This window comes from Lamprocystis purpurea DSM 4197, from assembly GCF_000379525.1.
GTDB lineage: Bacteria > Pseudomonadota > Gammaproteobacteria > Chromatiales > Chromatiaceae > Thiodictyon > Thiodictyon purpureum.
This window is the reverse complement of the sequence record NZ_KB902531.1, coordinates 40,357-64,815: the sequence shown is the minus strand read 5'-3', so window position 1 is coordinate 64,815 and position 24,459 is coordinate 40,357. Positions and strand designations below refer to the sequence as shown.

The 24,459-nt window shown below is 65.8% G+C and carries 21 protein-coding genes; 17 read left to right on the top strand and 4 right to left on the bottom strand.

Annotated elements, in window-relative coordinates:
• Positions 1-4 precede the first annotated feature (4 nt).
• From A39O_RS0124590 to A39O_RS0124575, 4 genes are all read left to right on the top strand, one after another.
• A complete protein-coding gene (locus tag A39O_RS0124590) occupies positions 5-298 on the top strand; it encodes a hypothetical protein (RefSeq protein WP_020507319.1) in 294 nt (97 codons plus the stop codon).
• Entirely contained in the window at positions 298-1,083 is a 786-nt protein-coding gene (grpE, locus tag A39O_RS0124585) for a nucleotide exchange factor GrpE (protein ID WP_020507318.1), read from the top strand. Before A39O_RS0124590 ends, grpE begins: the two co-directional genes overlap by 1 nt.
• Before the next feature lie 198 nt (positions 1,084-1,281).
• Positions 1,282-3,054, top strand: coding sequence for an Hsp70 family protein (locus A39O_RS0124580; protein ID WP_020507317.1), 1,773 nt, complete (start codon positions 1,282-1,284; stop codon positions 3,052-3,054).
• Between the two features lie 12 nt (positions 3,055-3,066).
• On the top strand, positions 3,067-3,462 hold the full coding sequence (locus tag A39O_RS0124575) for a hypothetical protein (RefSeq protein ID WP_020507316.1): 396 nt from the start codon (positions 3,067-3,069) through the stop codon (positions 3,460-3,462).
• A 172-nt stretch (positions 3,463-3,634) separates the two neighbouring features.
• On the opposite strand, the gene typA is transcribed toward A39O_RS0124575, so the two are convergent.
• Together typA and A39O_RS41210 are read right to left on the bottom strand one after the other, a co-directional pair.
• Positions 3,635-5,479, bottom strand: coding sequence for a translational GTPase TypA (gene typA, locus A39O_RS35000; RefSeq protein ID WP_051088880.1), 1,845 nt, complete (start codon positions 5,477-5,479; stop codon positions 3,635-3,637).
• 330 nt (positions 5,480-5,809) lie between these two features.
• Positions 5,810-6,025, bottom strand: a complete 216-nt coding sequence (locus tag A39O_RS41210; RefSeq protein WP_157640389.1) for a hypothetical protein — start codon at positions 6,023-6,025, stop codon at positions 5,810-5,812.
• 421 nt (positions 6,026-6,446) lie between these two features.
• On the opposite strand from A39O_RS41210, the gene A39O_RS0124565 reads away from it, so the two are divergent.
• From A39O_RS0124565 to A39O_RS34995, 7 genes are all read left to right on the top strand, one after another.
• Entirely contained in the window at positions 6,447-7,403 is a 957-nt protein-coding gene (locus A39O_RS0124565) for an AAA family ATPase (RefSeq protein WP_020507314.1), read from the top strand.
• 240 nt (positions 7,404-7,643) lie between these two features.
• Positions 7,644-8,561: a DUF58 domain-containing protein gene (locus tag A39O_RS0124560; RefSeq protein ID WP_020507313.1), complete on the top strand. Its 918-nt coding sequence runs from the start codon at positions 7,644-7,646 to the stop codon at positions 8,559-8,561.
• A complete protein-coding gene (locus tag A39O_RS0124555) occupies positions 8,561-9,100 on the top strand; it encodes a DUF4381 domain-containing protein (RefSeq protein ID WP_020507312.1) in 540 nt (179 codons plus the stop codon). The genes A39O_RS0124560 and A39O_RS0124555 overlap by 1 nt, the downstream gene beginning before the upstream one ends.
• The gene (locus tag A39O_RS0124550; protein ID WP_020507311.1) at positions 9,093-10,124 is read left to right on the top strand and encodes a VWA domain-containing protein; all 1,032 of its coding nucleotides are present in this window, start codon (positions 9,093-9,095) and stop codon (positions 10,122-10,124) included. The genes A39O_RS0124555 and A39O_RS0124550 overlap by 8 nt, the downstream gene beginning before the upstream one ends.
• Positions 10,125-10,159: 35 nt before the next feature.
• Positions 10,160-11,182 (top strand): vWA domain-containing protein, encoded by a 1,023-nt coding sequence (locus A39O_RS0124545; RefSeq protein WP_020507310.1) that lies wholly within the window; start codon positions 10,160-10,162, stop codon positions 11,180-11,182.
• Positions 11,179-13,068 carry a tetratricopeptide repeat protein gene (locus A39O_RS0124540; RefSeq protein WP_020507309.1) on the top strand — a complete coding sequence of 630 codons (1,890 nt, stop codon included), beginning with the start codon at positions 11,179-11,181 and terminating at the stop codon, positions 13,066-13,068. Before A39O_RS0124545 ends, A39O_RS0124540 begins: the two co-directional genes overlap by 4 nt.
• A gap of 272 nt (positions 13,069-13,340) precedes the next feature.
• Positions 13,341-15,092, top strand: a complete 1,752-nt coding sequence (locus A39O_RS34995; protein ID WP_020507308.1) for a BatD family protein — start codon at positions 13,341-13,343, stop codon at positions 15,090-15,092.
• A gap of 4 nt (positions 15,093-15,096) precedes the next feature.
• Here the strand turns inward: A39O_RS34995 and A39O_RS0124530 are convergent, their stop codons facing one another.
• Complete coding sequence (locus A39O_RS0124530; protein ID WP_020507307.1) at positions 15,097-16,620, bottom strand: aminotransferase class V-fold PLP-dependent enzyme; 1,524 nt, start codon at positions 16,618-16,620, stop codon at positions 15,097-15,099.
• A 281-nt stretch (positions 16,621-16,901) separates the two neighbouring features.
• On the opposite strand from A39O_RS0124530, the gene A39O_RS0124525 reads away from it, so the two are divergent.
• From A39O_RS0124525 to A39O_RS0124500, 6 genes are all read left to right on the top strand, one after another.
• Complete coding sequence (locus A39O_RS0124525; protein WP_020507306.1) at positions 16,902-17,285, top strand: DUF6394 family protein; 384 nt, start codon at positions 16,902-16,904, stop codon at positions 17,283-17,285.
• A 64-nt stretch (positions 17,286-17,349) separates the two neighbouring features.
• Positions 17,350-19,089, top strand: coding sequence for a potassium channel family protein (locus A39O_RS0124520; RefSeq protein WP_020507305.1), 1,740 nt, complete (start codon positions 17,350-17,352; stop codon positions 19,087-19,089).
• Positions 19,090-19,252: 163 nt separating this feature from the next.
• A complete protein-coding gene (locus A39O_RS0124515) occupies positions 19,253-19,798 on the top strand; it encodes a hemerythrin domain-containing protein (RefSeq protein WP_026199719.1) in 546 nt (181 codons plus the stop codon).
• A 17-nt stretch (positions 19,799-19,815) separates the two neighbouring features.
• Positions 19,816-20,766, top strand: coding sequence for a hypothetical protein (locus tag A39O_RS0124510; protein ID WP_020507303.1), 951 nt, complete (start codon positions 19,816-19,818; stop codon positions 20,764-20,766).
• Between the two features lie 82 nt (positions 20,767-20,848).
• Positions 20,849-21,946, top strand: coding sequence for a ferrochelatase (gene hemH / locus A39O_RS0124505; RefSeq protein WP_020507302.1), 1,098 nt, complete (start codon positions 20,849-20,851; stop codon positions 21,944-21,946).
• A 70-nt stretch (positions 21,947-22,016) separates the two neighbouring features.
• Positions 22,017-22,631 (top strand): NAD(P)-dependent oxidoreductase, encoded by a 615-nt coding sequence (locus A39O_RS0124500; RefSeq protein WP_020507301.1) that lies wholly within the window; start codon positions 22,017-22,019, stop codon positions 22,629-22,631.
• A 333-nt stretch (positions 22,632-22,964) separates the two neighbouring features.
• Here the strand turns inward: A39O_RS0124500 and trpE are convergent, their stop codons facing one another.
• Positions 22,965-24,455, bottom strand: a complete 1,491-nt coding sequence (gene trpE, locus A39O_RS0124495; RefSeq protein WP_020507300.1) for an anthranilate synthase component I — start codon at positions 24,453-24,455, stop codon at positions 22,965-22,967.
• Positions 24,456-24,459 lie beyond the last annotated feature (4 nt).

Genomic DNA, 24,459 nt, shown 5'->3' with positions numbered 1-24,459 from the left:
CGCGATGAGCGACCCCTATCTTCTCCTTGGCATCACGCCGGACGCGGATGACGATGCGGTACACGCCGCCTATCTGGCGGCGGTCAAAGCCTGCCCGCCGGAGCGCGATGCACGCCGTTTCGAATCGCTGCGCGCCGCCTACGAGGCGCTGCGCACCCGCCGCGCGCGCCTGGCCCAGGCCCTGTTCGACCAGACGCCGCCCACGCTGGCCGACATCCTCGACCAGGCCGACCCCGTGGGCGCACCGCGCCGACCGGATCGCGAACAGTTCAACAAACTCCTGCGCGGGGAGGCCTGATGGATCCAATCCTGGACTCGAACCCGGACCCAATGCCGGATCCGTACTCAATCCCGGAACCGATCCCGTATTCACTACCGGAGCCAATCCCGTACCGAATCCCGGAACCAATCCCGGAGCCGACCCTGGACCCGGCCGTCCGCGAGCAACTGCTCACCCGCTTCGCCGACTATCTGGACGGCGTCGCGGCCCCCGCCGACCAGGGCACGGACACCGAACCGGTACCGGACCTCTTCACCTTGTTGGCCGAGGTCGCCGCGCTCAAGAACGAGGTCAAACTCGAATCGCGTCAGGTCAAGAGCGCCCTGGACCAATTCCGCGAGGCCTTCGACCTGGTGCGTCAGGCCCAGACCCGGCTTGAAACAGGCGAAGCGCAGCGGGTCGAGGCCGAGCGGCGTGCCCGACAGGGCGCCGAACGCGATCTGCTGCTCGAACTGCTGGATCTGCGCGACCGACTGCAGGCCGGTTACGATCAGGCGCGCCGCTACCATCCCGGCTGGCTGAGCCGACGCGGCAAGGCCCACACCTTTGTCATCGGCATGGCCGAGGGACTCGCCATGAACCTCAAGCGGCTCGACGACACCCTGGCCCGCCGCGGGGTGCTGCCGCTGCGGGTCATGGGCCTGCGTTTCGACCCGCTGACCATGTACGCCGCCGAGGCCGCCGCGGACCCGACACAAGCCGACGGTCTGGTCCTCGCCGAAGTCCGCCGCGGCTTCAGTCAAGGCGAACGCCTGCTGCGCCCGGCGGAGGTCGTCGTCAACCGGCTGACCAGTGCGCCGTAGATTGGCCCTCGGTCCGAAAAGATCGACCGACATGTAGGGGCGATTTCAATCGCCCCTACAGCCCTCTACGGATCTTGCAGACGTGCGCAGTCGGGATCTTTAATCCAGGGAATCACCTAAAGACCAGATCCAGGGCGCGCCTGACCACCCAGACCCGCCATCCAACACCCTTACACCTAGACCCCGACAGGGAACACCATGAACGACATCATTATCGGCATCGACCTCGGCACCACCAACTCGGAAGTCGCCGTGGTCGACGGCGGGCAGACCCGCATCATCGAGGTCGACGGGGCCAAGCTCCTGCCCTCAGTCGTCGGACTGGCGGACGACGGCGCGCTGCTGGTCGGTCAGACCGCCCGCAACCAGTACGTCCTCTATCCGGAGCGGACCGTCCGCTCGATCAAGCGGCGCATGGGCGAGGACACCAAGGTCGCCATGGGGCCGCAGTCCTATACCCCCCAAGAGATCTCGGCCCTGATCCTCAAGCGCCTCAAACAGGCCGCCGAGAAGGATCTGGGTCAGGCCGTCACCAAGGCGGTGATCACGGTACCGGCCTATTTCTCCGACGCCCAGCGCCAGGCGACCCGCGACGCCGGTGAGTTGGCCGGGCTCGAGGTGGTGCGCATCATCAACGAGCCGACCGCCGCCGCGCTGGCCTATGAGGTGGACCACGCGCAAGGGAAGACCATCCTGGTCTATGACTTGGGCGGCGGAACCTTCGACTGCTCGGTGGTGCGCATCGCCAAAGACGTGACCGAAGTCCTGGCGAGCCACGGCAACAACCAGTTGGGCGGCGACGACTTCGACGCGCGCATCGTCGACCACCTGATCACACACCTCAAGTCCCAGGGCCATGACCCGAGCGACAACCGCACCGCCATGGCCCGGCTGATGCGCGCCGCCGAGACCGCCAAGATTACCCTCTCCGACGCCCCCTTCGCCCTGATCCAGGAGGAGTATCTGCTGGAACACGCGGGAGCGCCGGTGCATCTCTCACTGGAACTCGCGCGCGAGGACTATGAGGAAATGATCGCCCCGTACATTGCGGAAACCCTGGAGGCCGTGCACATCGCCGTCAAAGGCGCCGGGCTCACGGTCGCGGGTCTGGACGAGGTCTTGCTGGTGGGCGGGGCGACCCGCACACCGCTGGTGCAGAGCCGTCTGGAAGAGGAACTGCGGATGCAGCCGCGCAGCGAGGTGGACCCGGATCTGTGTGTCGCCACCGGTGCCGCCATTCAGGGCGCGGTGATCGCCGGGGCTCAGGTCGCGAGCGTGCTGGTCGACGTGACGCCCTACACCTTCGGCACCAGCGCCATCGCCGAACTGAATGGCGAGATGTACCCCTACACCTATATTCCGCTGATCCGCAAGAACACCCCCATCCCGGTCACCAAAAGCGAGGCCTTCGAGACCTCCTATGACGGTCAGCGAAAAATCATCGTCAATGTCTATCAAGGAGAGGACCCGGACGCGCTCAATAATACCGAGATCGGCTCATTCAACATCGACGGACTCTCCGATGTGCCGGCCGGCAATATCCTCATCACCACCTTTTCATTGGACGTGAACGGCATCCTGCACGTCAGCTCGCGCGAAAAACGCACCGGACTCGAGGCGCGGACCACCATCGACAACGCCACCACCCGTTTTGCCAGCGATGAATTGGCCGCCGCGCGCGAGCGACTGTCGGCGCTCATCGACGGCTATGAGCCGGACGCGGGCGCGGTGACGGACGCCGACGCGGCTGGCGATGCCGACGCGGGCGTCGGCGAGCGGCGTGAAATCGTCGCCGCCCGCGCCTTGGTGGAGAAAGCAGAGCGTCTGCTCGATGGAGCCAACGCCGAGGATCGGGACGATCTGGTGGACGGGATCGAGGCGGTCAAGGACGCCCTGGCGCGCGACCACGGCGAGGCCCTGGACAAGGCCGTGGCGCAGCTCGCCGACCTGATCTACTACCTGGAATCCTAGGGGCGACACCTGATGGAGCGCTGCCCCAACTGCCGTGCCCGCCGGGATGACGGAGCGACCTGCCGCCGCTGCGGGATGGACTTGAGCGCCCTGCTCGCGGTGGAGCGAGCGGTCGAGACCCTGACCGCCCGGGCCTTTGCCCATTTGGCGGCGGGTGCGGTCCCGGCGGCCATTGACACCCTGATCCAGGCCCACCGGTTGAGCGCCGAGCCGTTCATCGGACAGTTGCTGGGGTTTGCGCTGAGCCTCGCTCGAGACGCGCCGCCGCGGGATCAGCCCGACTTGCCGCCGGCCGCCCCGGATATCCCGGAGCCGGTTGCCGCGCGGAACGGGGTTTACAACCCTTTCCCGGACATCTGGGGACGGCCGGGTGATTGGGATGTTGCCGCTTTGGACCCGCTGCCCTGAAGTCTGCATGGGGCGCATGTCCCGTTCGACCTAGGCTTGAAGCCGTTCACTTTAGGGCGGGTCAGTAGAGCGTCGGCTCGGATGTCGATGCGACTTCAGTCGCACCGACTCGGACGCAGGTGCGACTGAAGTCGCACCTACACTGACCGGTATCCAAATTGTCGGAAATCGCCTAGGAGGCCCCGCGCGCGGTGGTCTCCGCCCGCGGCGCACGCGTGCTGCGCTTGCGCTCGATCTCGGTGAGATGGCGCTTGCGGATGCGGATGGCGCCGGGGGTGATCTCGACCAGTTCGTCGTCCTCGATGAACTCCAGCGCCTGCTCCAGGGTGAAGCGGATGGCCGGGGTGAGGATGATGTTCTCGTCCGAGCCGGAGGCGCGGATGTTGGTGAGTTGCTTGCCTTTGAGCGGATTCACGACCAGATCGTTGTCGCGCGCGTGGATGCCGACGACCTGCCCCTCGTAGACCTCCTGACCGGGCGAGACCAGCAGGCGCCCGCGATCCTGAAGGTTGAACAGTGAATAGCCCAGCACCTTGCCCTGGCCGTTGGAGATCAGGGCGCCGTTGCGCCGCGGCGAGATGCCGCCCTGATTGGCCGGACCGTAACGGTCGAAGACGTGGTATTTCAGCCCGGTGCCGGAGGACAGGGTCATGAACTCGGTCTGGAAGCCGATCAGGCCGCGTGAGGGGATTTCGTAGTCCAGGCGCACCCGACCCTGGCCGTCCGGCACCATGTCCTTGAGCTCGCCCTTACGCTCGCCCAGGGCTTGCATGATGGCGCCCTGGAAGGTGTCGTCCACGTCCACCGTGAGCTGCTCGTAGGGCTCGCAGATGACGCCGTCGATCTCGCGGAAGATGACCTCCGGGCGCGAGACGGCCAGTTCGTAACCCTCCCGGCGCATGGTCTCCAGGAGCACCGACAGGTGCAGTTCGCCGCGGCCGGAGACGCGGAATTTCTCCGGGTCGGTGCCCTCTTCCACCCGCAGGGCGACGTTATGGATCAGCTCACGTTCCAAGCGCTCCTTGAGCTGGCGGGAGGTCAGATACTTGCCCTCGCGCCCGGCGAAGGGGGAGGTGTTGACCTGGAAGGTCATGGTTACCGTGGGCTCATCGACGCTGAGTTGCGGCATCGCCTCCACGTGATCGGGGTCGCACAGGGTGTCGGAGACGTTGGGAGCCTCGATGCCGGTCAGGGCCACGATGTCGCCCGCGGACGCCGACGCGACCTCATAGCGCTCCAATCCCAGGTAGCCGTAGACCAGACCAATCTTGCCCTTGCGCCGGGTGCCGTCGGGCTTGACCACGACCACCTGCTGATTGGGCTTGACGCTGCCGTGGCGGATGCGGCCCACGGCGATGGCGCCGACGAAGCTGTTGTAGTCCAGCGTCGAGACCTGCATCTGGAACGGCGAATCCGGGTCCACTTCCGGACGCGGGCAATGCTCGATGATGGCCTCGAACAACGGCGTCATGTCGCCGTCGCGCACGTCATTGGTCAAACCGGCGTAACCGTTGATGGCGGAGGCATAGACGATGGGAAAGTCGAGTTGCTCGTCGGTGGCGCCGAGCCGGTCGAACAGTTCGAACACCTGATCGATTACCCAATCCGGCCGGGCGCTCGGCTTGTCGATTTTGTTGATGACGACGATGGGCCGCAACCCGTGCTGGAAGGCCTTGGTGGTGACGAACCGGGTCTGCGGCATCGGGCCTTCCTGCGCGTCGACCAGCAGCAACACCGAGTCCACCATGGACAACACCCGCTCGACCTCGCCGCCGAAGTCCGCGTGACCGGGGGTGTCGACGATGTTGATGCGGTATTCGCGCCAGCGCAGCGCCGTGTTCTTGGCCAGGATGGTGATGCCCCGCTCTTTTTCCTGGTCGTTGCTGTCCATCACGCGCTCCACCGGCCCGAAGCGGTCGCCCAAGGTCCCGGACTGCTGGAGCAGCTTGTCCACCAGGGTGGTCTTGCCATGGTCGACATGGGCGATGATGGCGATGTTGCGAAGGTTCTCGATCACGGGATTGCTCTCTGTGGGGATGCCCGGGGAATGGGACTGGCCGGGCTGCCGACGGTCCAGGGCGGGGATATCAGCCCAGCAGTATAAGCGCAAGCGCGGTCCGACGCCCGGCAAGACTGCTGGAAGGGTGCGATCCAAAGTGATGTGGTCGTCAGAACTGATCTCTCGTTCCCACGCTCCAGCGTGGGAATGCCGTCCGGCCGCTCCAGCGGCCGGTGGCGCCGCGCGACGGCTCCCGCGTCGCGACTTGCTCCCACCCTCGGGCGTGGGAGCCAGATCAAGAGCCTGTTTGTGTCTGGTCGGAGGGGGGCTGACGCAGCTTTCAAGCCGTTAGCCGTCATTTCTGTGTCGCAGTTCCACAACTTCCCGGAAATATTTTCGATCACAAGCGGTTAGCCAGATACCAACAACATCTGTGGATAAGTCTGTGCGCAACCTTTGGGCGCAAGACTCAAGTGCGTGTCGATACTGGGTCTGAAACAGATCGGCCGAAAACTGACCAACCAGAAAAAGCCTTTGCAAATCAATATTGTTGAGATCTTCCATGGGTGTCTCGGAGGCCGCTGCTGCAACCCTCTGAAACAGCCGGCCAAACCTTTGGTCCATGTGCACAAATCCGCGCACCGGACCATGCGCACCTGGCCGGGAACCCGGCGTCGACCGGAATCACGCCCGACCAGAGCGACCAGGCGAGCGTTGGGATTGGGTGATTTCCGGTAAAGGATCGACCGAAGGGGAGCGGCGACTGAAGTCGCCCCTACAGTCGCCCCGACGGTCGGATCAGGTTTCCGATAAGAATTTTCCATCGACGCATAAAAACAACGTAGTTCGCTGTTGCCGGCACAGGCTTGCGCTCGCCGCCGAAAAGCCCCAGGATTCTGGGGGAGGATCCGCGGGCTGGAGCGCCGGCGGCAAATAACAGGCGCGCACCGACGCGCCGCGCACCACCGGACCTGGTATCTCCAGTATGACCCCTGCCGATCTCAAGCCCGTTCGCGACCATATTGCCTCCCGCATCATTGGTCAGCAGTCGTTCGTCGACAGCATGCTCATCTGCCTGCTGAGCGACGGCCATCTCCTGGTGGAAGGGATGCCCGGTCTGGCCAAGACCACCGCGGTCAAGGCCCTGGCGGACGCATTGGAGGGCGATTTCCATCGCATCCAGTTCACCCCCGACCTGCTGCCCTCCGACCTGATCGGCACGGACATCTATCGTCATGACAAGGGCGAGTTCGAATTCCGTCAAGGTCCACTGTTCCACAACATTCTGCTCGCCGATGAGGTCAATCGGGCGCCGGCCAAGGTGCAGTCGGCGCTGCTGGAGGCCATGGCCGAGCACCAGATCACGGTGGGCCAGCGAACCTACCCCTTGCCGCAGTTGTTCATGGTGCTGGCCACCCAGAATCCGGTGGAACAGGAAGGGACTTACCATCTGCCCGAGGCGCAACTCGACCGGTTCCTGATGCAGGCGGTGGTGACCTACCCCACGCGTGAGGATGAACTCAAGATCCTGGATCTCGACAGCCGCCAACAGCAGCAACATGGCACCGTGCCGGCCAAGCGGCTGAGCCAGGCCGAACTGTTTGCCATGCGCCGCGACGTGGCCAATCTGTACCTGGATCCCAAGCTCCATCACTATATCGTCGATCTGGTCCAGGCGACCCGCTCACCCCAGCGCTATGACGCGGATCTGGGCCGCTGGTGCCGCTTCGGCGCCTCGCCGCGCGCCAGTATCGCACTGGCCCGCTGCGCCCGGGCCCGGGCCTGGTTGGACGGCGACGCCTTCGCGGCACCCCACCATATCCAGGCCGTTGCCCCGGAGATCCTCCGCCATCGTCTGCTGCTCACCTTCGAGGCCGAAGCCGAGGGCATCACCACCGACGCGTTCATCAACCGCCTGTTGAACCTTGTCGCAATCCCCTAGGCCCGGCGGATGGCGAGGGGGGTACCGCGGGCCTGGAAAGTCGCGCAGCGACGCTGTGGGAGCGGCGTCCCGCCGCGACGGGGCCGGGCGCGCAGCCGCGGCACTGGAAGTTTCTGCTGCACCGCATCGCGGCGGGACGCCGCTCCCACAAGGTCCCGGCCGGAACGCTGATCAAGGCCAACACGATCACGACAAGGATTGGATTGTATTCACTGTTTAACTTATTTCTGACTCGTGACTATGAGCCTCCACCCCCGTCTCGACGATCTGCTGGAACTGCGGCACCAGGCCCATACGCTGGGGCTCTCCTCCCATCATCTGGTCAATTCCAGTTTCGCCGGGCTTTATGCCTCCGTGTTTCGTGGAGCCGGGGTGAACTTCGAGGAGGTCCGCGATTACCGGGAAGGTGACGACATCCGCTATATGGATTGGAAGGTCACGGCCCGCACCGATCGGCCGCACTTGAAGATCTTCCGTGAGGAGCGGGAGCGCAGCGTCGTACTCTGCCTGGACAAGGGGCCGCATATGAATTTCGGCACCCGCGGAACCTTCAAATCAGTCCAGGCCGCACGCGCCGCGGCGCTGATCGGCTGGGCCGCGAGCCGACTGAACGACCGCGTCGGCGGCCTGGTGTTCGGCGACCCGCGCGCCGGGCTGCAACATTTCCGCCCGTCACGCGGACGGCGCGCACTCTGGCAACTGCTGCGCACCCTGACCGAACCGGGCAGCGCGCCGGAGGCCTCGGTCGACTGCCTGGCCGGGGCTTTGAAGCGCGCCGCCACCGGGCTGCCCACCGGATCATTGGTCTTCGTCATCGCCGACCTCAATCGTGAGGTGATGGGTCTGGAGCGCGTCCTGGGTGACCTGACTCAGCGCAATTCGGTGGTGCTGATTCCGGTGGACGATCCAGCCGACCGGGAGATCCCGGCCATGGGGGTGGTTACCTTTGCCGGCACCGACGGCCGCCTGATCGAGATCGACACCGCGGACCCCCAGGCCCAATGCGCCTTCAGACAGGCTTGGGACCAGCGGCGCGACCTGCTCCAGGCAATCGCCCACCGGCTGCACATCATCCTGCTGCCGGTGCGCACCAATGAGGAGATTCACCTGACGCTGATCCGCGCACTGGAACAGCGCGCACGTTCGCGGGGGGTCTGATGGAACCCGACGGGATACCGGCTCTGGACCGACTGCGCGACATCCACGGCATCGCCGGGGTACCCTGGTGGCCGCCGGCTCCCGGCTGGTGGCTGCTGCTCGGTGCCGGCCTGCTGCTCGGGCTGGCGGCCTGGCGCTGGCGGACGATCCTGAAGCTGCGCGTGCCGATCCCCGGTCTCACCCTCGGTACCTGGCGTTGGGCCGCCGCTGCCGCGCTGCGCGACCTGCGCCGCCGCGTCCGCGGCGGCGCCGATGCCAAGGCCGCCTTGGGGGAACTCTCCGAACTGCTGCGACGCATCGCCATGGCCCGTCTGGGGCGACCCGCCTGCGCCGGACTGACCGGGGAGGCCTGGCTCGGCTGGCTGGCGGCCCATGACCCCGCGGGCTTTCCCTGGACCGAGCACGGGCGGCTCTTGCTGGCGGCGCCCTATGCGCCGACCGTGCAGGCGGGACCGACACAACTACTGACCCTGATCGATGCCGTCTACGCCTGGGTCACCGCGCCCGCCGCAACCCGGCCGGAGTCCGGCCGTGTTTGAATTCCACTGGCCCTGGGCGGCCGTCCTGCTCCCCCTGCCGCTGCTGCTGCGCTATGCCTGGCCGCTGCGGCCCGACCAGGCGGACGAGGAACAACTGGAAGGACAGCGCCAAACCCTGCTGCATCCGCGTCTGGACGCGTTGCAGGCCGCTTATCCGAACCGTCGGCCGCGATTGGCGATCGGCGGCTGGGTGCACCGGTCACTGCTGGCGCTGCTGTGGATCGGCTTGGTCGCCGCCTTGATGCGCCCGCAGTGGCTCACGCCCTATACCGAGATCAGCAGTCCGGGCTATGACCTGATGCTGGCGGTGGACGCCTCGCACTCCATGGATGCTCTGGACTTCACCGTCCAGGGACGTCAGGTCACCCGGATGCAGGTCGTCAAGGGCGTCATGGGACGGTTCATCGAACAGCGCGAGGGCGACCGGATCGGGCTCATCATCTTCGGCAGCCAGTCGTTCGTCCTCTCCCCCTTGACCCTGGATCGGCACGCCGTGCAGCAGTTGCTGGACGGGGTGGTGGCGAGCATCGCCGGCCAGGGAACCGCGCTCGGGGATGCCATCGCGCTGGGCGTCAAGAAGCTGCGCGAGCGTCCGCCGCAGTCGCGGGTGCTGATCCTGATCGCCGACGGCGACAACTCGGCCGGCGGCTTCGCCCCCATCGAAGCGGCGCGGCTGGCCCGCGTGGCCGGGGTGCGCATCTACGTGATCGGCGTCGGCAGCACCCAGGAGCAGATCCCCATCACCGAGGACGGCGTGATCAAATACCGCGATGATCTCACCATGAATGAGGCGACCCTGGAGGAGATCGCGACGCTCACCGGCGGGGCCTATTTCCGTGCCACCGATACCCGCGCCTTAGAGGAGATCTCCACCCGCGTCGGCCAATTGGAGAAGACCGAGGCCCAGGCACGGACGGCCTTCATCGCCGCCCCCCTGTTCCGCTGGCCCTTGGGGCTGGCCCTGGCCGCGCTCCTGGCCCTGGGGCTCTTTCCCGAGGGGCGCAAGCGTTTCGTGCGTGTTTAACCTGTTCTTGACTCGTTACCAAGCAGGCATATGCGATGAATGAAGCAGGTTTCAACTTCGCCCAACCGGCCTGGTTCTGGGGGCTGTTCGCCATCCTCCCGGTGGCGGTCTGGTTGATGCGCAGCGGCGCGCGCACCGCACGCGGACCAGTGCATCGGTATGCGGACGCGCACCTGCTGCCTCACCTCACCGGCACCCGCGACCTCGAAACGCGCGAGCGCTGGGGGCGCTTCCTGCGGTGGTGTCTGCTGTGGACTCTGCTGCTCGCGGCCATGGCCGGACCGCGCTGGGACGCCGCCGACGTGCGCCTGTTCCACCCCGGCAACAACCTGCTCGTGCTGCTGGATATCTCGCGTTCCATGCAGACGGATGACGTGACCCCTACCCGGCTGGGACGCGCCCGCCAGGAAGTGCAGGATCTGATCGTGCAGAACCGGGAGGTGCGGCTCGGACTGATTGCCTTCGCCTCGGTGCCCCATGTGATCGCGCCGATCACCGAGGACACCCAGACGATCCTGAACAGCCTGCCGGCCCTGTCCACCGATCTCGCGACACTCCAGGGCAGCCGGCTGTCACTGGCCCTGGATCGGGCCGAGGCCCTGTTGGCCGGGCTGTCGGCGGACAGCGCCCGCTCGATCCTGCTGATCACCGACGGGGACTTCGACGAGCCCGATCTCATCCCGGGAGTCCAGGCCCTGGCCGCCGCCGGCATCCGCCTGCATGTGCTGGGTATCGGCACCCCCGAGGGGGCGCGGGTCCCCGGTTACCGCGGCGCCTTCATCACCGACCGCACCGGTGCCGCCGTGATCTCCCGACTCAACGAACCCCTGCTCGAATCACTGGTCCAGTCAGGCGGCGGCCTCTACCGGCGCGCGGACTTCCGTGACGCGGACACCCGCGCCCTGCTCAAGGCCGCCGCCGTCATGCAAGTACCCCCGGAAGCGGGAGACGAGCGGACCCGGGTCTGGAATGAACGCTATTGGATCCCGGTCCTGTTGCTCGCCGCACTCTTGCTGCCCCAGTTCCGTGGTCAACCGCGGCGGAAGTCTCAGTCATGAACCGGACGATACGCATCGACAGTCATCAGGGTCCGGCCAAGACCGGGGGCGCTCGTCCACTGACGCCGGCTCTGAAGCTGGCCCTGAAGCTGGTTCTGATCGGGACCCTGGTCCCGACGGGTGCCACCCATGGCGGCTGGTTCAAAAACACCGAGCAAGAGGCGCTCGATCGATTCAAGGATGGCGACTATCAAGCCGCCGCGGATGGTTTTTCCGACCCCTACCGCCGCGGTGTCGCACTCTACCGTGCCGGGCGCTTCGCGGACGCGGCCCAGGCCTTTCAGGAAGCGGTGCCGGACGGCGATGCCCGATCGGCTCGCTACAACCTGGGTAATGCCCGCTTCAATTTGGGGGATTACACCGGGGCCGCGCTCGCCTACGAGCAAGTGTTGAGCGCCGAACCGACCGACGATGACGCGGCCCACAATCTGGCGCTCGCCCGCGCCATGCTCGCACGCCTGGAGCAGCGCGCGTATGAGCGCAAGGAGGAGAAGCCGACGCCTGAACCGAAATCTGAACCGAAAAGCGAAAAGCCGGAGCAGCCGCAGAAATCAAAGGAGCAGCAGACCCAGGCGCAGCAGCAGGACAAACAGCAAGAGAAGAAAACGCAGGAGCAGAAGCAGGAACAGAATCAGGGACAGCAGGAACAAGAAAACCAGCAGCAACAGGGTCAGCAAGCTCAGCAGGACCAGAAACAGCAAGGCGAGCAAGAGCAGAAGGATCAGCAACAACAGGGCGGGCAAACGCCAAAAGAGCAGCAGAAGGATCAGCAACAATCCGGCGGCGCGTCCGGACAACAGGAGGGCGCGGGCCAGTCCGGCAAGACCTCCGCGGACGGGACTGAGGGCAAAGACGAACCGCAGGGAAAGGGCGCCGAGCGGACCAAGACCGCGCGCGGCCAGGGGGGAGACGAATCCGCCGCTGATCAACCGCCGGGCGGATCGCCGGACAGGTCCAAGGAGCAGGAGGTCGGCCGCGACCAGAGCCGGTCCACGCAACAGGGTCAGGACGAGGGGCAGACGCCGGGCCGGAAGAACACAGAGAACGGCAAGGATGGAGATGATCAGACCCGGCAGGAACAGACGGCCGGCGGGGCTGACACGCGAGAACAAGCGCGTGAGGCCGCGGGCCAGGCGAAGGGCGAACAGGATCGGGACACCGCGGCCAAGACCGACCGACAACACGGTCAGGACGAGGGCGGCCAGGCGCCGGATGAGGGTGACGGCCGGCGGCCGGACGATCGCCGGGCGGCCGAGAGCGTCGCGGCGGGCGACCGCAAACCCGATGCGCCGGGCGGACAAGCGGACGGCGAAGGTGATGGCAAGCAACCGGACACCCACCGGGACACCCAGGGCGACGCCGAGGCCGGCCGCAAACCCGAGGCTCAGGGCGGTCAGGATGCGGGTGAGGGCCAAGGCCGGCGACCGGACGACCGCGGTGAACGCACGGGCCAGGCCGCGGCGCCCGAGCAGCAGGACCAGACCGGTGAACAGGCCGACCCGGCAGACCCGGCAGACCAGTCATCCAAGGACGGTTCCGACCCGGCCGGCCGGCAGCCGACCGCGGGCCAGGGCACCAGGCCGGCCGGCAAGCCCGACATGGCGATGCCCGATGCGCCGCGACCGGACGAGCAAACCGCTGCGATCGACCAGTTCGACCAGCAGGGGCAGCAACCCATGACCGAGTTGCCGCCGGATGCCCGACTCGGCGACACCCCGGCGCTGGGCGGTCAGCAGGCGATGGGGCCGGGCATGGCGGTCATGGAACAGCGGTTGCGACAGGTCGAGGGCGACCCGACGCTCCTGATCGGCAACCAGTTCAAGCTCGAAGAGCAGCGTCTGATGCAGGCGGCGGGCGGTCCACTGCGGGAGAGTCGGCCTTGGTAACAACATCACCCGAACACGACCAGCTCACATCGATCGGCGATTCCAATTTTTTTGCAGCATCTCGCGGTCCCCGGTGGATGCGGCGCGCGCGACCGACGTGCCGGGTCCCTGACACCGAGCGGCGCGCCTTATCCACCCTACAATGGAGCCGGTTTCGTAGGGTAGATAAGCGCGGCGCATCCACCATCAGCCTCGCAGCCGGCACGTTGTCGGCGGCAGCCACCCAAATTTGGAATTGCTGCACCCCAATTGGCCGCTGCGCTCGGGTCACCATGAGATTTGGACTTGGACTCGGACTCTGGCTCCTCTGGTCCGCCGCATTCGGCTGGACCCCCTATGAACCCTACGGCGCACCGCCGGCCGGCGCCCCGGCGCAAGCGCCCGCGGGCCAGTGGACCCCACCCCAAATCCAGGGCCAACCCTGGCAGTTCCGTCCCACCCCGCCGGACAACTCCAGAGGGGCGCCGCCGAGCTACCCCATGCCGCCCCAAGGCCCGCTGCCGGGCCAGGCCCCCTATGGGTTACCCGGTCAAGCCCCGCGCCTGCCGTCCGGCTCCTATCCCGGACCGGCGCCGGGTCAAGGCTATCAGCCTAACTGGCCCGGCGGTTACGCTGCGTCGCCGGCGCCGACCCAGCGCAGCCTGCGACCGCCCAGACTGGAATGGTCGCTCGACGCGTCCCAGCCCTATGTCCAGCAGAACCTGTTGCTGCGGCTGGATCTGATCAGCCCGGATGAACTGACCACCGCCGATCCGGACCTCGGCGGGCAAGACGCTGTTCTGCTGCAGAAGCTCGCGGGACCGACCACCAGCACCCGCGGCAGCGGTGACAGCCGCGAACTGGTCACCCAATTCTGGCTGGTACTCACCCCGCTGCGCGCCGGCGATCTCACCTTGCCGCCACCGAAGATCACCGGGACGCGCCCCGGCAGCTACGGCGCCCCTGAGCGTTACGAGGCCGTCGGCACCAGCCCGATCGTACTCCAGGTCCGCCCCGCGATGGCCGCGGTGCGCCCCTGGCTGCCGCTGCGCTCACTCAGTCTCAACGCCGACTTCGACCGGCCCGAGCGGGTCGAACCCGGCCAGCCGGTCACACTGGTGCTGGAGAGCACGGCAGCGGGCGGGCTCGCCGCCCAACTCCCGAATCTCGAGGAGCAATTGGTTAGCCCGGATTTTCGCATCTATCGCGAACAGACACTCAGCGCCAACAGCCTGTCGAAGGACGGCCGCCAACTGACGGCAACGCGTACCGAATACTACACTCTGGTGCCCCAGGGCGGCGGCACCCTGCGCCTGCCCGAGATCAAAGTCCCCTGGTGGAACCTGGAGACCGGATCGCGCCAGGTCGCCACCCTGCCGATCCGCACCCTAAGTATCCAGGGCGCCAGCGGACCCTTGGGACTGGCCGTCTCGCTCATCGAGGCCGGCGCCGGTTGGTCCAAGGTTTGGCTGCCGATCACCGGCATCCTGTTGGTCCTCGCCGGTTACTGGGTCGGCGTCCTGTATCAGCGGCGCCTGCCCGGCGCGGGCCTGAACACCAGACTGCGCTCATGGTCATCGCAGAGCATCGACCGCTTGATGAACGGCAGCACCCGTCTTTTGAAACGGCTGGACCCGACGCACCTGGCGGCCCGCGCCAAGGCGGCGGCCATCAGCCGCTTACCGGAGAGCAGCCGCCTGCTGATGTGCGCGCGTGACGCCCATCAGGCGCAGGACCCGGTTGCCTGGTGTGAGCGCTTCGAGCAGTCCGCCCGACACCTCCTGCACGCGCCCGACCAGGGCGGCACCCCCAACCTCACCGAACGCATCCTGACCCTGCGCCCGCGCGCGGACCGCACCCAGTTGACCCGGCTGATGCGTGAACTGGACCGCGCACTCTACGGCCGCCAGCCGCTCGACTTCGCGCGCTGGAAACGCGAGTTCATGCGGCAGGTCGGCCGTATCCCCAACGTCTGGCGGCCGCGTCGCCCCGAGACCCGCATCCGCCGCGCAACCTTGCCGGCGCTTAATCCGGGTGGGGCCTGAGCGATCAGAGCTGAGCCAAACCGCTCAGGTTGACCTGGTTGACCAGACGCGCGAAGACATGGTCGATCTCGTCATAGTTGTTGTACATGGCATGAGTGGCGATCCGCAATCCCACCCGGTCGTCCGCCGGGACGTTCTGGCTGCTGCGCCAGGAGATGGAACGGATATAAATCTTCGGGGTCTCCAGGGCCAGATTGCTCAGGATGACGTTGATGGCGCTGTTCATGGCCGCGAAGCTTGCACCATCATCCTTGTTCGCGAAGGGATTGAAGGCCGTGAGCCCGGTAGCGAAGCGGGCATCGGGGTTTTCCTGAACCCAGAGTGCTTCCGGCCCCCAGTGGGCAGCGATCAGGCCCTTGAAATAGTTGCCGAGGGCAACCGCGCGTTCGTAGATCGTCCTGATACCGATCTGGGCGAAGAACGACAGTGAATCGGTCATGGCATAGAGCGCGGAGACATTGAGCTCGCCGCGCCTCTGCATCTGCGATGCAGGACTCCAGTTACGGTTCTGATACAGCACGCTGGGCACGACGAAGGGATTGCCGTAACTCCCGAAGTTCCCCATCGCAAAGGGCGGCAGCAGGTGGGTCGACGCATCCGAGTTACGTACATAGCAGATACCGGTGCCGGGACCTCCGCACAGCCACTTGTGGCCGGCCCCGACGATGAAATCCGCCCCATAGTCGTGGCAGTTGATCGGCAGCATGCCCCAGCCGTGGGCACTGTCGATGATCGAGAAAGCGCCGCGACTCCGGGCGAGCGCGCACAACTCAGGCACCGGCAGGCGCAGGCCGTTCTTGTAGAAGACCTCCGAAATGGCAAGATATTGTTTTTGCTCGGTATCCGTATCAATCAGGGCCGCATCGAACCACGCTAGCACATCATCGACCGTAATGTCGGCCGTGAAGTTGGACGGTATGTCGACCATCACGACCTCCACCCCGTGGTAGTCGCGCGCCCAGGCAATCGGGCCGGCCAGGGCCGAATGCTCGAGGTTGGTGGTGACGATACGGTCGCCGGACCGCCAGGGGGTACCGGCGAAAATCAGGTTGCAGGCATCGGTGGTGTTGTAGCTCAGGACGATCTCGTCGGCGTTGGCCCCATAGGTATTGGCGACCAACAACTGGCGGGCACCGGTGGCGGAGGGCACCACCGGGAAGAGGTCGGGGAAGTCCGCCGCCAGATTCAGGGACCAATCCCGCGGGTCCTGACTCTTGTAGAAGTTGTAGGCCGCAAGGTTGTTCTGCACGAACTCGGGCTGGGAGCCGGTGGTCCCGGTATTCATATGGATGTAGTCATTCCCCAGCGCGAACGCCTTACGGACCTTTTTCCAGTATTTCTCGGTACCGGGCGTCGCGTCGATGGCGGGCGGCGCCAGGAGTCCGCGGCCGAACCGCTCGGATGCACTGTTCTGGTCGGCGAACACCTCGCGCGACCCGACCAGGCCGGCGGCCACCGTCGCCGACGCAAACCCTTTCAGAAAGCCGCGGCGATCGATGCCGAAACCGTTGTTGTCACGTTTTGTCATGGAGAAACTCCCACTGAATTGGGTACATTCGCGCGGAGACTGCGCCGAGCCGGGCGTCTACCGCAGCCGATGCGAGATGACGGTGACTCCACCCCGATGGTTGGGAACCGTCGCTGACGCCGGACAGGGCCCGAGTTCGGACGCGGCACGTCGTTCCTCCGGAGCTTAGCAAGGTCCTGATCAGACATTGTGATCAGCATCGAACATTGGTGAAGTTGCCTTTTGCCCGCCGTCCGTCACAATAGCGACAGGCAGTGCGCCGCCGTCATCCGGAGCTCCCCATGAACCCAGAGAAGGTCGTTTTCGGCTTTTTCATCGTATTGTCACTGACCCTGAATTTCGGGTTCGTGATCGGCGACATCGACGATCCGTCACACCACCACCCGTGGGAGTTCTTCGCGGTGATCGTGGTGAACCTGATCGCGACGGTGCTCAAGTTCGGCGACCGCTCGCAGTTGGGCGCACTCTTGCTCGCCACCAGCCTGGTGGCCATGCTGCAGCTCATGGCAGGAGCCCTGGTGTGGGTCATGGCAGCTTACACGAGCGGCATCGGCATGACCCCGTCGACCATGGCCAGCATCGTCTCACTGGCAGCAGGAGCACTGATTGCAAACGTGATTTCTGTCATCCTGCTGGTGATCGAGACTTTCTTGCTGCGGCGCTAGCCCGGCCCGGACCGCCGACCCGCGCTCCAGACCTCATTCTCAACACGCGCGCACTGGGTTCACCATGGACAGCATCGTTTTTCTCATCATGCGGCGTATGCGTGCGCCGCTGATCATGCTGATCGTGAGTTATGCCGTGGCGATCCTGGGTCTCGTCCTGATTCCGGCCCAGGACTCGGCCGGCAACCCCGTATCGATGGGGTTTTTCCACGCTTTCTACGTCGTCGCCTACACCTCGACGACCATCGGCTTCGGCGAGATCCCCAACCCCTTTACCGATGCCCAGCGGCTGTGGGTCTCCTTCGTGATCTTCGGGACCGTGGCGATCTGGATCTATGCCGCGGGAGCGCTGATCGCCCTGCTGCAGGAACCGACCTTTCGCCGGGCCCGCGCCGAAAGCCGCTTGCGCGCCCGGGTGGCGCACCTGCGCGACCCCTTTTATCTGGTGTGCGGTTACGGTCAGACGGGCAGCGCCCTGGTCAAGGCACTCACGGACCGTCATCAGCACGCCGTGGTCATCGACAGTGACCAGGAGCGCATCAGCCTGCTGGCGCTGGAGAATCATCGCGAGTACGTACCGGCGCTCTGCGCCGATGCGCGCCGGCCGTCGAATCTGCTGGCGGCGGGCCTCGATCATCCCCTCTGTCAGGGGGTGGTGGCGGTCAGCAACGTGAACGAAACGAACCTCAAGATCGCCATCGCCGCCAAACTCTTGCGCCCGCGGATCAAAGTGATTTGCCGTGCCGACTCACATGAGGTGGAAGCCAACATGGCCTCCTTCGGTACCGACCATATCTACGACCCTTTCGATGCCTTCGCGCTCTATCTGGCCATCGCCCTCGAAGCGCCCTGCATGACCCTGCTCTGGGACTGGCTCACGGGCGAGAGCGACGAGCCACTCACCGAGCCGCTCTATCCGCCGGTCAAGGGGCTCTGGGTGATCTGCGGCTTTGGGCGATTCGGCAGGGCCCTGTACCGGCATCTCAAGGACCAGGGCCTGGACCTGATGGTCGTGGACGCCAAACCCCATCTCACCGGAATTCCCGGCGCGGCGGTGGTTCAGGGCCGCGGGACCGAGGCCGCGACTCTGGAGCAGGCACATATCGATCGCGCCGTGGCCTTGGTGGCCGGAACGGATGATGACGCCACCAACCTGTCGATCATCATGACCGCACTGCAACTGAACCGGGACCTGTTCGTGGTCGCCCGCAAGAACCATCTCGACAATCAGGAATTGTTCGACCGCGTCGGAGCCCAGGTGGTGATGCACCCGAGTATCATCATTGCCGACGGTATCCGCGTGCGTCTGACCTTGCCGCTGCTCTGGGAGTTCATCCACTACTCCCGGTTCCAGGAGGATGCCTGGGCCTGTGCGCTGATCAGCCGGATCAGCGCCGTGCTCCAGGATCAGGTCCCTCAGGTGTGGCAGATCGAGATCAACAACGAACAAGCCGGGGCGGTGATGGCAGAGGAAGAATGTGCCGCCGCACTCACCATCGACCACCTGATCACGGATCCGCGCGACCGGGAGCGGCGGCTGGCGGTCATCCCACTGCTGCTGGAGCACAACGACGAGCGCCGGCTCCTCCCGGCCTTGACCGACCGGGTCCGCAAAGGCGATCAGTTGCTGTTCTGTGGTCGGGAGGGCGCACGCGGCAGCATGGACTGGACCTTGATCGACCGCCATGCGCTGCGTTACGTGGTCACCGGCGAGGATGGCCCGGACGGCTGGGTTTGGCGCCAACTCGCACGGCGGCGCCAGCGTCGTCAACGCCGGGGCGGTGTCGAAGAGGCCGATGCGTGAGCATGGCCGACGTCCAATCGTGGTGGTTCCCTTGGCAAGGCGGCCCCGATGCCCTATTAAGAGGTCTTGGAGCGGGACTGGCCGACTCCCGGCCTGTCCAATCGCGCCGTGCCGATCCCGCCGTGCGGGCCGGCCGGACCTGTCAACTCGGAGGAATGTGTCCATGCACCCGGTAATGACCCGACTCAACCAGGATCATCTCCGTCTCGCGAGCCTGCTCGACCTGCTCGCCGCCCTGCTCGACCGCTTCCACGCGTGCGAGGAGCCCGACTACGAACTGATCAGCGAGATGCTCGAGTACCTGGAGAGCTATTCGGATACGATCCATCATCCCACGGAGGATCTGATTTACCGGCGCGCGATGGATAAAGGACTGCAGAATCGCGATGTTTTTGAGGTCCTCATGCGCCAGCACGGGGTCCTCAACCAGCTCAACAAACGCTTCCGCCGCTCGCTGGAGGGTATCGTCAACGAGGAGGTTCTGCGTCGCGACGAGGTGGAGACCCAGGGCCGGGAGTTGGTGAACACGCTGCGCGAGCACCAGGCACTCGAGGACGCGGAAGCCTTTCCAATCGCGCTGGAGCGCCTCGCTGAGGCGGACTGGGACGCCGTGGACGCGCTCGCGCCGCGAGCCGATGACCCGGTCTTCGGCACCCCGGACCCCCAGCGCTTCCGTGCCCTCTTCCAGCACCTCAAGCAGCAGGCTTGAAGGCTTGCGCCGCAACGATGGAACTGGACGCGAATACGCGCTGCTACTGTTTGCGCCGGGTGAATCCGTTCCTGGGTGTCGTGGCAGTGGTCGGGACCAGCGACGGGCGGGCGCTGACCCTGGACGGCCGACATTGGCAGATCCAGGTCCTGGCGCGCCCGCGGTCCGGTCCCTGGAGCCGGGATCAGGAACCGGGCGCCGCGCGCTATTTCAACTTCGGCGCCTGGTCGCCAACGGCCGGGCTCGCCCGCGTGCCGTTGAACCCCGCCCTCGATGTCGAATCCTCGCTCGCCGCATCGACGGCCCTGATCGCGCAGGTCCGGCTGGCGGCACCCAACCTGCCCTTTGCGCCGGCAGCGGAGTTGGAACAGTGGCTCCTGGATGAAGACATGCGGCCGCTGGCCCTGATCGGCACCGCACTGATTGGCGACGACACGGCACTTGCCGGGCGTGAGCAACACGCCGCCTGGAATGCCGGTGGGCGCGGCGACACGCGCCCTTTCTGTTCCCCGACCCTGACCGCACAGGGCATCCCGGAGCGTGACGACAGCGGTCGGCGTCCCCATGTAGAGACACTGGAGCGGATGATCGCGAACGCGGCAGGAGCGCGACGCCATACGCAGTGGTTTCGCCGGGACGGCGCGTACGCGCTCGGACTGGAGCAGCCGGCCGCGTCCGGATTGAGCGGCCGGCGACTGGCACAGGCCGACTTTCCACCACTGACGATCAACACGCAATGGACGCATACCGCTACCGGGCGTCTGGTGGGCGAATATATCGCCTGGCTCTCCCCGTATTTGCTCGCTCTGCCCGGGCTCGATGAGGCCACACGCCATGATCTGGAGCGCGAGGCCGTGCGCCATGCGACCTTAGTCGACGCCATCTGGCGTCTTTACCCGCGGGTGATCGACGATCGCCTGCTCAAGCAGGCGCGGGTCGAGGCCAGCCTTCGGCGTGCCGCGGCTTGAATCAGCACCTGACCGCGACGGTATCCGCGACCCCCGGTGGGCCGGGACCGACGCGGTCGGGTCACGTAAGTGAGATGGAACGATGACCTACATCAACAACCCGGACCTGCGCCACGACACCCCCGAACGCCTGGGTGTGCTGCTGGTCAATCTGGGCACGCCCGACGCTCCCACGGCCGCGGCCGTGCGTCGTTATCTGGCGCAGTTCCTCTGGGATCCGCGGGTGGTCGAATTGCCGCGGCTGGTCTGGTGGTTGATCCTGCATGGTGTCATCCTGCGGGTACGCCCGCCGCGCACCGCCCAAGCCTATCAGGCCGTATGGACCGCGGACGGCTCGCCCTTGCTGGCAATCGCCAAACGTCAGGCCAAGGCCGTCCAGGAGGCACTCGATGCCCGTCTCCCCGGACCGGTGTGCGTGGCCCTGGGGATGCGCTACGGCAACCCCTCGATCCCGAGCGCCCTGGCCCAACTGCGCGCGGCCAATGTGCGGCGCTTGCTGGTGCTGCCGCTTTACCCGCAGTATTCGGCCACCACCACGGCCTCCACCTTCGACGCGGTCAGCCGTGAACTCTCGACCTGGCGCCTGCTGCCGGAAGTGCGCTTCGTCAACCAGTATCACGACGACCCCGGATACATCACCGCCCTGGTCTCGAGTATCCGGGCCTATTGGGGCGAGCACGGCGAGCCTGAGCGGCTCCTGTTCTCGTTCCATGGGATTCCCATGGATTATTTCCTCAATGGCGATCCCTACCACTGTCAGTGCCAGAAGACCGCGCGTCTGGTCGTCGAACAATTGGGGCTGACGGCGGAGCGCTGGCTCCTGTCTTTCCAATCCCGGTTTGGCGTGCAGGAATGGCTGCGGCCCTACACCGACGAGACCCTCAAAGCGTGGGGTGGTGCCGGGGTGCGCTCGATCCAGGTCATCTCACCGGGGTTTTCGGCGGATTGCCTGGAGACCATCGAAGAAATCTCGGTGGAGAACCGCGACTACTTTCTGCAGGCCGGCGGTCAGTCCTACGGCTACATTCCCTGTCTCAACGATCGACCGGAACACATCGAGATGCTGGCGGGTCTGGTCGAGCGGCATTGCGCGGGTTGGCCCGAGTTGGCGCCCGCCGCGGATGCGGCGGCGCTCACCGGGCGGCTGGAGCGGGCACGGGAAATGGGGGCGGCGGCCTGAGCGGCGGATACACTCGCGCCATGATGCGGGCAAAGACCTCGCAATAGCATCGAAACAACGGAACACCAATATGAAAATCGCACTCTTCGGTGCTACCGGCGGAACCGGACAACAGGTGCTGGCACAGGCACTGGAACAGGGTCACGACATCAAGGCACTCGCCCGCAACCCGGCGACGCTGCAAACGGCACCGGGGCGGTTGACCGTCATCGTCGGTGACGTACTCAACCCCGCTCAGGTCGCTGACTGCGTTCAAGGAACGGATGCGGTCATCTGTGTCCTGGGGACGCGACCGGGGGGCGCACCCATCGAGGCGCTCGGCACGGCCGTGATCCTCGCGGCGATGCAGGCACAGGGCGTGCGGCGACTGATCGCGGTCACTTCCATGGGTGTGGGCGACAGCAAGGAGCAGGTGCCCCTGTTCTTCAAAGTGCTGATGCAACTCGCGCTGAAAAAGGTGATGGCCGCCAAGGAGGAGCAGGAACGCCTGATCCGGGCCAGCGGACTGGACTGGACCATCGTGCGCCCGGGCGGGCTGACCGATGGCCCCAAGACCGGCAACTACCGCAGCGGTTTGGACAAATCGCTCACCGCCGCACGACTCTCCCGCGCCGACGTTGCCGACTTCGTACTCCAGCAACTCGGCGACACGCGCTTTCTACACCAGACGCCGGCTGTCACCTAAACCGCGCCGGGCGCGGTATGCGATGTTTTTGGATGGGATCGGCCCCGGCAGACTCGACGATCGCTGGAGCTGGCGCGGTTTATAGCGTTCGCACCTGATATCCAGACAGACCTTCATGTAGGGGCGGGTTTGAAACCCGCCCCTAGCAGCCTGTCGGACTTTAGGCGATTTCCGAATAAGACGCTATCAAGAATCAAGCTCCGTAGGAGCCCGCTTGCGGGCGACGTGACCTGCCGGAATCGCGTCATTGTGCCCCNCCCGTCGCCCGCAAGCGGGCTCCTACGGGTTGGATTTTTCGCGGAAATCACCTTACTCCAAGCGCCGCCGCCTGCCTCAGCAATCGACACTGTTGCGGTCGATGCCCGCCTCCGCCAGGGACACGGCGCGAAAGATGGCGCGGCCCTTGTTCATGGTCTCCTGCCACTCGAGTTCCGGCACCGAATCGGCAACGATGCCGGCGCCGGCCTGGATGTGGAGGATGCCGTCCTTGATGACGGCGGTGCGGATGGCGATGGCGGTGTCCATGTTGCCGTTCCAGCCCAAATAGCCCACGGCGCCGGAGTAGATGCCGCGCTTGACCGGTTCCAATTCGTCGATGATCTCCATGGCGCGGATTTTTGGCGCACCGGAGACGGTGCCGGCGGGGAAGGTGGCGCGCAACACGTCCATGGCGGTGAGTCCTTCAGCCAGTGTGCCGACCACATTGGAGACGATGTGCATGACGTGCGAGTAGCGCTCGACGATCATGCGGTCGGTCACGCGCACGGTACCGACCGCGGCCACCCGGCCGGTGTCGTTGCGGCCCAGGTCGATCAGCATCAGGTGCTCGGCCAGCTCCTTGGGGTCGGCGAGCAGTTCGACTTCCAGCGCCTTGTCCTCGGCCTCGGTATAACCACGGCGGCGGGTACCGGCGATGGGTCTGACTGTGACCACGCCATCCTCCAGCCGGGTCAGGATCTCAGGGGACGAGCCGACGATCTGGAACCCGTCGAGATCGAGAAAATACATGTAAGGTGAGGGATTGAGTCCGCGTAAGGCGCGGTACAGATCCAACGGCCGGGCCTGGAAGGGAATCGAGAGCCGCTGGGACAACACCACCTGCATGCAGTCCCCTTCCAGGATGTAAGCCTTGATGCGGTCGACCGCTGACTCGAAGCCGTCCTGGGTGAAACCGGAAACGAAGTCGCCCTCATGGACCCGGCGCTCATCCGCCGCGGGCCGGCGCGGGGCACCCCGCTGCATACGCCCGATCAGCTCACGCATCCGCTCGCGGCCGGACTCCAGGGTGTCGCCGGCAACCGGGTCCAGGTGCAGGATGATGTACATCCGGCCGCTGAGGTTGTCGAACACCACCACCTCGTCCGAGACCATAAGCAGACAATCCGGAGTACCGAGTTGGTCCGGATTGGGGCAGCGGGCGAGTTTCGGCTCGATATAGCGGATGGTGTCATAGCCGAAATAGCCGACCAGACCGCCGGTGAAACGCGGCAGGCCTTGATGGGTCGCCACCCGGAAGCGCGCCTGGAAGGCGCTGATCCAGGCCAGGGGGTCGGCCGTCTCGACCGACTCGATGAGCGCTCCGTCGCGCTCGACCTGGATCCGGGTCCCGGTCACCTTGAGCACGGTGCGACAGGGCAACCCGATGATCGAATAGCGGCCCCACTTCTCGCCGCCCTGCACGGACTCGAAGAGATAGGAGTACGGACCTTCGGCCAGCTTGAGATAGACGCTCAGCGGGGTGTCGAGGTCCGCCAGGACCTCACAGACGAGCGGAATACGGTTGTGGCCCTGATCGGCCAGGGCAGAAAATACGTCGGGAGTCATCGGG